The 13,663-nt window shown below is 38.7% G+C and carries 9 protein-coding genes; 1 reads left to right on the top strand and 8 read right to left on the bottom strand.

Translation table 11 applies throughout. The features are described 5' to 3' along the window. Nucleotides 1-5: 5 nt before the first annotated feature. The 6 genes from AC1TPB_RS16210 to AC1TPB_RS16185 form a co-directional block, all read right to left on the bottom strand. A complete protein-coding gene (locus AC1TPB_RS16210) occupies nt 6-626 on the bottom strand; it encodes a Yip1 family protein (RefSeq protein ID WP_482077455.1) in 621 nt (206 codons plus the stop codon). Continuing rightward, nucleotides 623-2,107, bottom strand: coding sequence for a gluconolactonase (locus tag AC1TPB_RS16205; RefSeq protein ID WP_482077454.1), 1,485 nt, complete (start codon nt 2,105-2,107; stop codon nt 623-625). The genes AC1TPB_RS16210 and AC1TPB_RS16205 overlap by 4 nt, the downstream gene beginning before the upstream one ends. A gap of 10 nt (nt 2,108-2,117) precedes the next feature. Further along, complete coding sequence (locus tag AC1TPB_RS16200; protein ID WP_482077453.1) at nt 2,118-2,990, bottom strand: carbohydrate ABC transporter permease; 873 nt, start codon at nt 2,988-2,990, stop codon at nt 2,118-2,120. Beyond that, nucleotides 2,987-3,892, bottom strand: coding sequence for a carbohydrate ABC transporter permease (locus AC1TPB_RS16195; protein ID WP_482077452.1), 906 nt, complete (start codon nt 3,890-3,892; stop codon nt 2,987-2,989). The genes AC1TPB_RS16200 and AC1TPB_RS16195 overlap by 4 nt, the downstream gene beginning before the upstream one ends. A gap of 15 nt (nt 3,893-3,907) precedes the next feature. Beyond that, on the bottom strand, nt 3,908-6,835 hold the full coding sequence (locus AC1TPB_RS16190) for an extracellular solute-binding protein (RefSeq protein WP_482077451.1): 2,928 nt from the start codon (nt 6,833-6,835) through the stop codon (nt 3,908-3,910). A 98-nt stretch (nt 6,836-6,933) separates the two neighbouring features. Continuing rightward, complete coding sequence (locus AC1TPB_RS16185; protein ID WP_482077450.1) at nt 6,934-8,289, bottom strand: ABC transporter substrate-binding protein; 1,356 nt, start codon at nt 8,287-8,289, stop codon at nt 6,934-6,936. 311 nt (nt 8,290-8,600) lie between these two features. Between AC1TPB_RS16185 and AC1TPB_RS16180 the strand changes: the two genes are divergently transcribed. After that, a complete protein-coding gene (locus AC1TPB_RS16180) occupies nt 8,601-10,313 on the top strand; it encodes a sensor histidine kinase (protein WP_482077449.1) in 1,713 nt (570 codons plus the stop codon). Between the two features lie 105 nt (nt 10,314-10,418). Here AC1TPB_RS16180 and AC1TPB_RS16175 read toward each other — a convergent pair whose 3' ends face one another. After that, nucleotides 10,419-12,116 carry an extracellular solute-binding protein gene (locus AC1TPB_RS16175; RefSeq protein ID WP_482077448.1) on the bottom strand — a complete coding sequence of 566 codons (1,698 nt, stop codon included), beginning with the start codon at nt 12,114-12,116 and terminating at the stop codon, nt 10,419-10,421. 20 nt (nt 12,117-12,136) lie between these two features. Next, nucleotides 12,137-13,381: a glycoside hydrolase family 5 protein gene (locus AC1TPB_RS16170; protein WP_482077447.1), complete on the bottom strand. Its 1,245-nt coding sequence runs from the start codon at nt 13,379-13,381 to the stop codon at nt 12,137-12,139. Nucleotides 13,382-13,663 lie beyond the last annotated feature (282 nt).

Below are 13,663 nucleotides of genomic sequence, written 5' to 3'. Positions count from 1 at the left end.
CTCCTTTACGTACGGAACAAGATTTCTCGATAAACATTATAGATGAACTCATAAATTTGCTGAATCATACTTAGTACAAGTGCGCCTAAAAAGACGATAATCCCCATAACTACGATAGTTAATCCAATTGTGACAATGGTCTTCAGCACAGTATATTGATGCACGGTCATAATCCCAATAAAGAGCAACCATACAAACCATATTGATGCTATAGAAATAAGGAGATAGTAAAAAGCGGTTTCCTCTTTCACCATAAAACGACTAATGAATGTCATGGGCAAGTAGACAATAATAAGTGGAGTTAACGAGTAACCCGTTGCCATAACAATCTCCGTAAATTTCCCTTCACCGCCCATGAGAGTAGTAATAGACCAATTGGCAATACACCATAATAAAAAAGGGAAAATAATTGTAATAATGTCCATCACACTATTGAGGTATCTCGGATCGGAATAATTTACGAGAAATCCTGCATATTTCTTCTGTAAAACAATCGCCATAATGGTTAAAATGACGAGTAGATAGACGACTTTCATCTTACCTTTGTTGTCATATTTCAAATCCCAGAAGCTATCGAAAGGCTTGAAGATAACTTGTAGTGGGAAGTTTATGAAATCCTGTTTCATAATACTTGATCCCTCCCTACAGAATGACTGTTACTAGACTTTGCACTTTTCCCTCGTAGCTTGCGCCAAATGAGTAAGCATATCGCTGCAATTGCACCAATAGCAATGGTTGTCATAACGACACTAAAATATTCTTTCATCTCTTCACGACGGAAACGCTTGAAGGCTACCGAATATTGTTCGCGCTCCATACCTTGTTTGAAATAGAAGATCGCTTCTTCATTCTGCTTAGCCATAACAAGTGAACGTCCAATTCCAATGTAGGCCACATCATAATTACTATTTAGAGTAAGTATCTCTTTCCAAAGCGGAACTGCCTCTTTACTGTATCCGTTATAATGTAATCGAGAAGCCTCAATTACAAGACTACCGAATTTTGTGGGTTTGAATATCGAAATATTGGCTTTGGCACGATCCAGCACATAGTGATTTTCCCCATCGAATTCAAGCGATACCGGTGTTTTGAATGTCCCTACCTGATTCCCATTTTTTCCGAAGATGTAGAGTAAATTCCCTTCCGCATCATAAGTAAATATTTTCCCTTGGTTACTATCTAGTCCACTATATAAGCCATCACCCAAATATTTAATATCGACAAATCGTGATGGACCTATGGAGCCACGGAAGTATATATCACCCATCACATCAAAGTATCCGTAACGCTTTAGTACATCTACTCCTGATGGATTCAGGCGTTTAATTGGCGTTTTGGTACTCAAATCAATATTTGTTGCATACACAAATCCCTTTTCATCCAGATCTAGGCTAGAAAATTCCGTTGGTATGAATAGCACCGACTTACTAAGTTGCTCTTTTGTGGAAAACATCCGCCACATAATCTCGTAATAGTCGCGCTTTACTTCATTCGTTCCGATATATCCTAAAAATGATCCATCCGAATCGAACTGCATAATTCCCTCAAACACACCACTCGCTACAACATAGATTCGTTTTGCTTCATCTACTGCGATTTTTTGTGGCACGAATTTGAAGCTCGCAGCAATAATATCAGATTGTGGGTGTTCAATTACTAGCGTTACTTGATATTGCTCATCAAACGCAATGACTTGACCAAGCACAGAATCTGCAACATAAAGTAAATTATCATGATCTACGAACAAAGCTGTAGGATTCTGAAAGTTGGTCATTACTCCTGCTGCGGACATATAGCCCTCAATGACTTGTTCAACTTTCCAATCTTGATTCACAACAATAATTCGCTTGTTGCCTGTATCCGCAATGTACTTGCGCCCATCACTACCCAAAGCCAAATCACTCGGTTCATGCAACGGACCTATGTCTAAATCTAACCCAGTGATTACGTAATCAGGTACATAGGCCGCTGGTGAAGCCACTGCTTCTTCCCAGTAATTATAGTTATAAGCTTCATATGGCGTACTTGCCTTCACTGTATCGATCAGACTACTCGAGAAGAGAAGGGACGCCATGACGATAGCTGATATGGATCTCTTAATGAACATCGTTTCCCTCCTACTCTTTCATACCTGAAGATGCCATCGTCTCAATAATTTTACTTTGTGAGAAGACGAATAACGTAATTGGCACACTCATAAGAATTAGCGCTACTGCCGCAGCTGCTCCAGCCCGTGCAATACCACCATAAATAATCTGATTGGCCGCAAAGTGAAGACTTTTCAGCTGTTCACTGTAAATGAAGCCGTTACCGTCACTGCCCCAAAGAATTTGGAACTGTAAAATAATTAGAGTCAGCCACGCTGGCTTTACATTCGGCATAACAATCGTCCAAAAAATACGATATTCACTTGCCCCATCAATTTTTGCTGCTTCTAGTAGGGCATCTGGCATTTGCTCCATAAATTGCTTCATCAGATATAGACCCAGTGAATACGCGAATGCTGGGATAATCACTGCCCAATAGGAATCAATTAATCCTAACCAACTCATTACCATATAGTTAGGAATAGCTGTAACGGCTGGAGTAAACATTAATGACAGAACGACAATTTGGAACATGATTTTTTTACCTGGGAAACGATGTTTTGCTAGCGGAAATGCAGCTGCCGAAGCAAAAACAACATGCCCGACAACACCCATTAACGTAATAAATACAGTATTGAAAATATAACGGCTAAATGGTACCCAAGATTCCCCTAATAGATTAAGTAAATCACTAAAGTTGTTCATCGTCGGGTTACGAACGAACAAGGTCGGTGGAAACAGGAATATTTCATCTAGTGGCTTAAATGCGTTATTGATCGCATACACCAACGGTAAAATCATAAATGCACCAAAGAAGGCTAATACTGTAAATAAACCAAAGCTTCCCCAGAACGAGCGATTTACCCTCTTAGTGCGTATCTTAAAGGAGAAGGGCATGCTCATTCACCTACCTTACGTAATAATTTTTGTACGATGAGGTTCGTACTTAACATGATGATAAATAGTACAGTAGCAATGGACGAAGCATAGCCCATCTCAAATCGTGTTGTACCATAATCTATTAGATGCGTTACGATCGTTTCGGCGGCGTAGTTCACACTTGGGAACCCTGCTAATGCTATCGAAACCTCAGCTACGGCCAGTGATGTCGTTAACTGGATAACCGCACCAAACATTAATTGTGGGCGCATGGACGGTAAAGTAATATACCATAGTTCCTGCCAACGATTTCGAATTCCATCAACTGCTCCTGCTTCATACAGCGTACGATCTACCGTTTGTAGTCCAGCAATAAATGCTAGGAAACCTGTTCCAAGCGATAACCAAAGCTGTACGATAATAATAATTGCTAAAACATATTGTTCCTCTTTGAGCCATTGAATAGGCTCCATCAGAATGCCAAATTTAATAAGTAAACCGTTAGCAATACCGTAGCGATCCCCTGAGAAGATCATTAACCAAATAAAGAATACATTACCTGAAATCGATGGCGCGTAGAATACTAGAGTCATTAATGCTCGCATCTTAGGCGATAACTCATTAATAATCCAAGCGAAAACGAAACAGGCAATATAACTTATCGGCCCTGTGATCACCGCAAATAAGATCGTGTTTTTAATAGCGACTAAGAAAATATCATCCTCTAAAAATAGTCTGGAGTAGTTATGCCAGCCAATAAATTTAGGGAATTCTAGCATATTGAAATACGTAAAGCTTAGAAACATTGAGATCATGACAGGTAGTATCGTAAATACTGCAAATAAGATCATATAAGGCGCAAGCAGTACATAGGATTGTTTATTTTTTTTCATTTCTTGCACTTTATAGCTCCACCAATTTGACATGCTGTTCTCCCCTCCCTATTGTGGCAATCCAAACTCTTCTCGTTTGTTCACAATTTCATCTTGAATGTATTCGGTGTAGTCCATCAATGCTTCTCTCGCTTCTACTTGCCCGATCACAGTCTTATAGAAGGCATTGAATAGATGACGACCTGTGAAATAACCACCTGGAACTTCTGGAATTCCTATCACATACTGGAATTGTTCTTTTAATTGTTTATAATCTTCAACTGGCCAAGGTAGGCTATCTAGCGCATTAATGTTCGCTGTTGGATAACGTGCTGCTGCGCCCATCAATCCTTCCATCTCACGACCGAATTTCGCTTGTGTATCGTCACTTGTCCACCATTTCATAAATTGCCATGCGGCATCTTTATCTTCCGCTTTTTCTAGCATCATGACGGCAGAACCACCGCTTGGGACTTGACGATTCGTTGCCCCATCCTCTTGTAATGTACCTGGCATCGGTGCAAATCCCCATAGTCCGCGAATTTCTGGTGCAAAGACCGTCAGCTGATTATAAATCGTATAATCTGCGATGCCGATCGGCATCTGCCCCGTACGGAAGCGGTTTGCAAAATCATACTCACGCTCTAATTTGTAGTCGGTATAATACTCCGTCCATTGCTTGAACGTCTCGATCGCTGTACGCGAATCCAGATCCGATTCTTTACCATCATTACGATAGAATCCCCCACCGTTTTGGAACAGTAATGCTGCATATAGAGAGTTAGGAGGAATGTTTTGCCCTTGAACAGCTGCCTGCTGGACTTGAGGCATTCCAAATTCCATATGATTTTTACTTAATACAGCTAGTAAATCAGAAACCTCATCCCATGTCGTTGGAACTGCTAGCCCCAGTTCTTCGAGCACATCCTTACGATAAAACAGCATATTAAAGGTCTGTTGCTCAGGCAGAGCATATGCACCATCTGAATATTGATATGGAACAACTGCACTAGAACGGAAACGATTCGCTACCTCATTAAAATCTGCAAATTGAGTCAAGTCCACTGAAGCGTTACGCATAGCGAAGTTTACCGGAATATCATTATCAATTTGCATAGCCACGTCAGGACCTTGCCCTGCTAATGTTGCAGGTAGGAGCGTATGCATCTGTACAAGCTTTAAATTCACGTTTATTCCTGTTTCTGATGTGAATGTTTCGTCGATCATCGCCTTCATCGTGTTAGCTTGATCGCGGCCACTACCAATCCAAACCGTTATCGTTCGTTGATCTTTGGCATCGGATACGTTACCGATACTGTTATAATCAATAAAGAATGAATTCGTGAATGTCTTCACTTCATGGATAGAGTTTGCCAAAAAGCCTAACCCTTTTGCCTTCAAGTTCATATCAGGCGAGGATAGAATAACAGCGTCAATCTCGAGCGGATGTTCTCTAGCTTGTTGCACCCATGTACCTAGACCACCCGTATTCGTTTTATACTCGTTTAACTTACGGTGAGTATTTTCAGGTTTTTTGATCATTTCATCAAGTTGAACCGTCATCGATTTTAAGAGAGCTTCTTGATCACTAGAACCATCTGCAAGTGTTTTCAATTGCGCGGCAACAGCTGAAAGTCGATCTCTCTCGAACGTAAACGTCTCAATTAGATTGGGAATTTTTTCAGTGAGCTGATAGTCTCGATATTCATCTGGTTTTGTACCTGTAATCATAAGAATATTACGATACATCGAGTTAAGCTCATATAAGGAATCCTCAACCTGTGAAATAAGGTCGGCAAATGGTCCCAGTGTTACTTCCATGCGAAGCGTATGTTTACCCGCTGTGAAATGATACAAGTACGCATCTTTATCCTGTGCAAGTGTTTCCAACCGATAGCCACTCTTATAATTGAACCCAACTGCATTCATTTCTTGGAATGGTACTACGCCATCAATAGATAATTTTCTAGTAGAATAAATCCCTCTAACCCAATTTTGTTGGGTAATAAAAGATAAGTTGTACAAACCATCTGTTGGTACATCAATTTCCCATTCCACCCATTGACCTGGCATACGCCAATTAAATCCACCAATCGTATTTATCTTAATTAGAGAAGCGCTATATGGTAATACCGCTGCACTAGTACGTTCACTCACTGGATAGAGCGTAGGCGATGACTTTACAACAGCAGATTCCCCTTCGAAACGAAGCTCCAAGCCCGTTGTCTTAGCAATGCCTTCTTGCTCATACTTTTGTACTAACGTTTCATAGGTCGGCACCGTCTGTTGTTGCTTCAATCTGAGCTCTTTCAAAATCATCGGTTCACGCGAAGCCTGGAAAGAAAGAGTATGAGTGCCTTTACTAAAGTAAAATTGGAACGGCTCTGTTATGTAGCCATTAGAATCTTGGACGATCTTTGTCGTCCATCTTGGAACTTCTATTTGCCTTGGGCGTAATTCATTCCCTTGATTGTCTACTTGAATTTCCGTTAATTCGTTGTTCCATAATCGATCAAATTGAATAAATTGTGCTTCTTCAAACGGAATTACACCATCTACTGCTACAATTCTTTCAATAGCAGAACTTTTGCCTTCTACAGGATAATACATTACTTCTAATTGATATAACCCTTCTTGCTCTACTTGAAACTTCCACTGCACAGTTCCTGTTTCACCAGTAAACAATGATAATCCTTCCATGCCTTCATACCGGTCTAACACTTCAAATTCTGTTCCAGTAACATGATCATATTGTGCGGCATCAATCACGATGATTTTGTCAGACTTTGGTGTCGTCTCATAGTGAGATAAGTAGGTTGCGTAACTGTTAGGACCACCAAGAGACTTACTTAGAATATCTTTGTCGTTCATTAGTTGTTGATCATTTTGCTTTGAGAACACATTTACAATAAGGATGATTGCCACTAGTATTAGCACACATACTCCTAATGTAACGGTTGCTTTAGCCTTATATAGCTTCCGATGCTGACTACTCACCAAGTTTCCTCCTCACTCCAGCTATTGCTATGCACAATTAGTGATATAAGAAAAGGGAAGGCATAAATGACTCCCCTTTTCTTCATTAGCTATTTCAATTAATTATTAAGCATTTTCATTGCAGCTTCTGCCTGTGCTTTGTATGTCTCAGCTGCTACCGCAGGAGACACTTTGTTAACAATAATATCGTTAACAAATGGCCATAAAGGGAAGTCAGGGAATGCTTTATCAAGTATAATTAATCCAGTACCAGCAATATGTTCGCGAAGCATTTCTACATCATCTTCAAAACCATAGATACTTTCTAAGTATTCTTGACCTGAAAATTCTTCGAGCATTGGGATATCTAATGTTTCTTCATAGATTTTGTATACTAGAGCTGCATCTTTTACACCTTTACTGATAAATTTCGCATTTCTTAGATAATCAGCATATGTGTAGTTAGGTAATTGATTAGGACCTTTAGGAATTGGTACAATACCAAAATCGAAACTTAGATCTTTCAGATTCCATTCAGCTGTAGTGAACATTGCTACATCACCATCTTTGAATGTATGGTATTCATTCCAATCCATTGGATCACCAGTGCCAATTTTCACAACTTTGTCAACGTTATATAATTTATTCAAGAACTCGCCTGTTTCGATAGAACCAGCACTCGAAAGTTCTTCGACTAAATTCTCCTCGTCGGCAATACGTACTCCGTTAGAAGCTGCGAATTGTCTGTACGCATCAAGCCCCCATGTTGAGAAGCCATACACATCAGTTTTACCGTCATTATCCGTATCTCTAGTAGCTAGTTTGGCAATTTCTAAAAATTTATCCCATGTCCACTCGCCATTTGCATACAATTCCTTGGGATCTGGAAGACCAAGTTGTTTGAACAAATCACGATTATAGTGGACGCCTGCACCTAAAGAGTTTGGACTTTCAAACGCATAATATTCACCCGCGATCGGTGGATATTTTTCAATCAAATTACCCTCATTGTTAATATTGCTAGTAGAATCCGTAAATTCACTAATAGGAAGAATTAGACCTTGCTTAATAAGTGGTAATGCTGCATCGTACTCAAGCTGTACAATATCGACAAATGGCTCGCCACTAAGAACACTATTTGTTAAGTTAGGTATCACTTCTTCATATGGAACCGTTACAAATTCAATTTCCACATTGTATTTCTTCTCTACCTCTGCGATTTTTTCCAATCTGTTAATTTCTGATTGCGTTTCTCCTTGTGGTGTTAGATCCCACCAAGCTGCAATCTTAATAACACGACCATCAAGATTTGGTACATCCTCTAGTTGTTCGGTTGGATCCGTTATTGCATCTTCAACATTAGCAGGTGTTGGCGTTGGAGTTGTATTCGTTGAACCACCATTTCCACCACCACAAGCTGTAAGTACCATTACTAGACATAGCAATAACAATGAAAACCCTTTCAATTGACGCATTATTTTACCCCCCATTTTTTTGGTGCACTAGCAAAATAGACAAATGATGTTACGTACTTGAAGTGTACTCTCATAACATGTAACTTATTGTTATGCTTTGCAATATCATTAGTGCGTTTTGATATCTCATGTATTAACAATATTAATCGTACACTAACGTATAGCGGTGCTACTATAACAACTATTTAAACTCCATAACAATAAATAAACATTTGCTATTTTAGAGTTGTTTGCTTATTTACATATTGCGAATGAGTATGTAAGCTCAAAACAAGAGATACTCACACTAGATTTTCTGGAGGAGTTTGAAAATGAAAAAGGGAATATCAATTTTTAGGAAGTTGCTATTAGGTGTATTACTCATGTTCTTATTAATAATTGTTGTTTTCTGGATTATCTTTCGACTTAATGTTAATGACATTCAAAATGAACTTAAAAAAAATAAAATGTCTGAAATTAAATTTATGACATTTCAACTTTCAACTCAATTTGAGCAAGTACTAATGAATACTATTACAATGTCTGAGGATCCGTCGGTTAGAAAGTATCCTTATGCATTGCAGTTCGGTGACCAATATTCCAAATATGAAATAAAGTTAGCTATTATTGACAAGCTGACGCTGAACAGAGCATCTACTTTTTGGAATAATATAATTACTTTGTACTACCCTGATTTTTCGGAAACGATTTCATCTGATTCTTCGGATAGCGTTACCCACTATAACCTTCCAGATCAGCCATTTAACAAGTGGATTTTGAACATGAACGAGGATGGTATTGGTTATTATTCGAATTTAACGCAAAGTCATATTGCCCCGCTATTCATCGAAACGAGAGTATCATTAGATAATCTCCGTAAAATGATGCAGCAATATACGTCAGGGACACCGATGCTTTATGATTCTAACAGTAATGTGATCATCCAAGTTGAGACACGTGCACCACTGGATGATAGTATTAGCAGAATCATTCCACTAATAAAAGACGATAATGGTTTTTTGACAGTAAACGAGAACGGTACGGAGTATTTGCTTAGTTATATGAAATCCGACATGCTAGATTTGTATTTTATTGATTATCATCCTAAAAGACAATTTGTTAAAACGATTTCTCAAAATAATACTCTTTTCATTGTTGCGATCATTGTTTTACTAATGATTTCACTTATTTACAGCCTTCTACTAAAAAGGCAAGTTAAAACTCCGATTGTTACATTAAGAAAAGCTATAGGTCGATTTGAACGCGGCGACTTTTCAAGTCGTGTAAGTGATTCCAACCCTGAAGAATTCAGAATGCTAGGTATTTCCTTTAACCGAATGGCGGAAAATACACAAAAGCTTATTGAACAGGTTCTATTTGGTGAATTAGAGGTGAAAGAAGCTCGATTAAAGCAATATCAAGCTCAAATCAACCCTCATTTTCTATACAACAGCTTACATTACATACAAAGCAAGGCTGCCATGGAGGATTATGAATCGATATCTGCCATGACGCTTCATCTCGGAGCTTATTATCGCTATAGCCATAAAATAGATTGTATAGATTCAACGATTAAGGATGAGCTTAATTTCGTTGAACATTACTTATCTGTCATAAAACTTCGAAAGCGTGCTTTGTCCTTTTCGATAGAAATTCCAAGCGATATAAGCAATTATCCGCTTCCTAAGATGATTATTCAGCCGCTTGTTGAAAATTGTATTCAACATGGTATTGAGACATCCATCAATCCCGGACATATCGAGATAAAAGTCGAAAAAGTTGAGCAGGCTCTACACATTTTAATTATTGATAATGGGGTAGGTATGGATGATGAAAAGCTATCTTTAGTTAAGCAACGTATGGCCGAATCCGTAATCTCAGAAAATATTTCTGGAGTAGGGATTCGTAATGTTCATCAACGTCTTAAGCTCTATTTTGACATGCAGGCCGGACTCTCCATTACATCTGGATTATTAGAAGGAACATGTTATACGATTACAATTCAATTGCATGAGGAGCAATATGCTACAGATCTCATTAGTTGATAATCAATCATATGTGGTCGTTGACTTAGAGGATACTAACTAACTCTCTTAAATTCGCAAATACTAGCAAAAAAGAGCGGCCTGATTGGCCGCTCTTCAAGTAGATTAGTCATATAATTTAATAGAGTCATACCATTCGTTTACTTCCTTCGTAATCTGCTCTCCTCCAAAAGCATTGTATTTTTCAACAAAAGAATCAAATTCATCGATAGAGGCCTCACCGTAAATAATTTTATTTAATATGTCTTCCTCAAACTTTTTCAGTATATCACCTTTTAAAATCTGAGTCGGAGTAGGTGAACCTGAAAACATATTCATGATGACTGAATCCTTTTGATCGATGACAATCTTCGCAGCCTGCATTTGTTCAGGTAATGTATAAACTAATGTCTGCTCATACGGAGTTGATGGCTGTTCCCCATTAGCTAGTTTCGCAAGTCCATTAATACGCAAGGAAGGAATAATGGCTCCATCAAAGGTTAGTGTATAGCGGATTGCATCGACCCATCCTCCGGGGATCAAATCCCTTTCTTGTTCACTGAGTACTTCTCCATTAGGACCAATAGTGTAATCATATCCTTCTGCAAAACCAATAGAGAATGGCCCTTCTCCATCTGGATTTGCCCAATGATCATAAAAATAATTTTGATAAACAAAAAATGCATCTTTATTTTTCATATTTTTATTGATTAAAACAGCTCCAGCACCGATTGCTGTACCATGACGACCAATCTTACCTTCAGGACCAGCTGGTAATGGATATGGCTTATACTCGGAATTAGAATCATTAGCCTTAAGCTGCGTGATTGGCCAGCCTGTCATCCAATAGGGGCCAACTATAATTCCTGCAGTTCCTTCTGTGAATAACTCTGTAGCTCTTACTTCATCGTACAAACCAGCTTCTGCGGAAATATACCCCTTCGCCATCCATTCTTGCAGTTTCCGAAGAGCAGGCTTCATCTCTGGTTGAATAGAACCATATTGTAAACTACCATCTATCCCTACATTCCATTGGTTAGGCATTGTACCGAACATTCCAAACAACCAGCCTGTATCTGACATCCATGTATTTAAATTGTTTTTGAAGCCTATCGAGAGCCCTATCGTATCATTCATATTGTTCCCATCAGGATCGCCATTAGTAAAAGCCTCTAATACAATTTCAAGCTCCTCAAGAGTTTCCGGCGCCTTTAAACTCAATTTATTGAGCCAATCCTCCCGTATATACATAACAGGATCACTATTATAGGCATTCTCCAAAATAGGAATCCCCATTTTTACGCCATTACGAATATATGGGTTCCAAACCGTTGAATCTTCTGCCATCGCCGCCTTGTAAGTATCCGATGCATATTTATCGAACAACTCTCCAACATCGCTAAACTGACCGCTATCGATTAAATCATTGATAAGCTTATTATCTCCCCGAAAAACAATCATATCTGGAAAATCCTGCCCAGAGGATAACATCAGACGAATTTTTGTTGCATATGCATCATTCTGCTCACCTACTGTCCACAAATATTTAATATCAATTCCTAGCGTTTCTTTTGCCCATTTCGTGTGAACATTATTTTCAAGATTTTCACCATTTTTGAATTTCATATTCGTTGCGATTGGAAAAACCGTCGTAATCGTAACAGGCTCAACATATTTACCATCCTCAAACTTAGCTGAATAAAAGGAAGCATCAGTGCTACTCAACTCATTTTTATTCCTTCCACCTCCACAGGCTACAAGAGATGTAATAAACAATGCAGCTGTCAAAACAATAGCTAAAGGTTTCTTTAATATCATAATCATCTGTTCTTCCCCCTCTGCGTTTATTGAGATGAGAAAAGTGCCTCTATTAATTCCTCATTCCACTTAGCTGCTGAGCGATCATACACTCCGTAACCAGCACCAAACTCCCAATAAGCCCAAGAAATCCCAAGTCGTTCAGCTTCCAAACGTACCGTTTTTGTCCAGGCCACTCGGGAAGCAAGATCCGCTGTTCGATAAGCACCAAATTCCCCCATAAACAATGGACGATCATATGTTTTTCCCCACTCTGCTGCACGCTCTAAATCTCGAATTAGTGCTTCCTTGCTCGCTGGATTATCGCCTGCAGTTTTTGTATTATAATCATTGAAGAAATTGTTAACCCAATCGATCTGCTTAGCAGCTTCATTAGGTTCAACCGGAGTTTCCGGAGGTCCCGGCCATACTAGCCCAGTAGTACCATATTCAGCCGTCATCCATTCAGCTCCTTGATGAGTGAAAAACATCGGACCATAATAATGGAATGTAGCAATAATATTTCGATCTTCTTCTGGAAGCTTAAGTTTATAAAGCCCATCAATACCATTCCACTCCACGCCACCGATAATTAAAGTACGTTGAGGATCATGCTCACGAATTACCTCTACCGCCTCCAACAAGTATTCATTCCATAAATTCGCGGTTATCAATCCATTCGGTTCATTAAGGATCTCATAAAAAACATTTTCTGGTTGACTACTATATCTGCTAGAAATCTGCTTCCAAATTGAAAGAAAACGATCCTTATTAGCAAATGGGTCAGCTAACATTTCGTCAAAGTGATGTAAATCTACGATGACATTTACCCCCTGCATTAAGCTTTGTTCTATAACCCAGTCAACACGCTTCATGAAGGTCTCGTCCACTGTGTAGGGAGATTCCTGTGTCGTTTTATTTGAAAATCGTATAGGAACTCGAACAGAATCGAAACCTTTCTCCTTGATCAGCTCAAAATATTCTTCCTTAATCACCATATCCCATGCACCTTCATAAGGTGCCTCAAGTGCATTACCGAGGTTGACTGCTTTTCCAATCATTTTTGCCTTTTCATAAACATCCACGTTCATATTTGTATTAACCTCCACTTCCATCGTCTCATTCTCCTTATTAGCATTAGAATCCGCGTTCAAATTTTCGGAATCTACCTGATTAGCGCCTTTATTTCTTACAGTATTATTTTCTTCAGAACTAGTACTGCAAGCCATTAATGCAAATCCGAATATCATAATCATTAGTATTGCAGCTTGAAACAACTTCTGCTTCTTCATATATTCAGCCCCCTATAAATAACTCCTTCTTCTACAATTGAAAAAGGGTCGCTAGTTGAATTATAGCCTCTAAAAATTTGCACATAAATAACAAATGTATTTACCCTATAACAATTTAACAACTTTCCAAATGACTATTCAAATTAAGATTTGACAAATAAGGGCACCACCTATAATGTTCAGTGTAAGCTCTTTCATTATTCTACTTATTATATAAAATCAATTTATTATTATTTAGTGACTCTATCGAATATATCTTACCATCTAAACATCCGATCTAGG

Source organism: Paenibacillus sp. Y951, from assembly GCF_056786395.1.
Note: the sequence above shows the minus strand (reverse complement) of the source record. Positions and strands in the feature narration are given on the sequence as shown.

Coding starts and splice junctions, on each gene's coding strand:
- AC1TPB_RS16210 (WP_482077455.1), bottom strand. CDS start 626: ATGAAACAGGATTTCATAAACTTCCCACTACAAGTTATCTTCAAGCCT.
- AC1TPB_RS16205 (WP_482077454.1), bottom strand. CDS start 2,107: ATGTTCATTAAGAGATCCATATCAGCTATCGTCATGGCGTCCCTTCTC.
- AC1TPB_RS16195 (WP_482077452.1), bottom strand. CDS start 3,892: ATGTCAAATTGGTGGAGCTATAAAGTGCAAGAAATGAAAAAAAATAAA.
- AC1TPB_RS16175 (WP_482077448.1), bottom strand. CDS start 12,116: ATGATTATGATATTAAAGAAACCTTTAGCTATTGTTTTGACAGCTGCA.
- AC1TPB_RS16200 (WP_482077453.1), bottom strand. CDS start 2,990: ATGAGCATGCCCTTCTCCTTTAAGATACGCACTAAGAGGGTAAATCGC.
- AC1TPB_RS16185 (WP_482077450.1), bottom strand. CDS start 8,289: ATGCGTCAATTGAAAGGGTTTTCATTGTTATTGCTATGTCTAGTAATG.
- AC1TPB_RS16180 (WP_482077449.1), top strand. CDS start 8,601: ATGAAAAAGGGAATATCAATTTTTAGGAAGTTGCTATTAGGTGTATTA.
- AC1TPB_RS16170 (WP_482077447.1), bottom strand. CDS start 13,381: ATGAAGAAGCAGAAGTTGTTTCAAGCTGCAATACTAATGATTATGATA.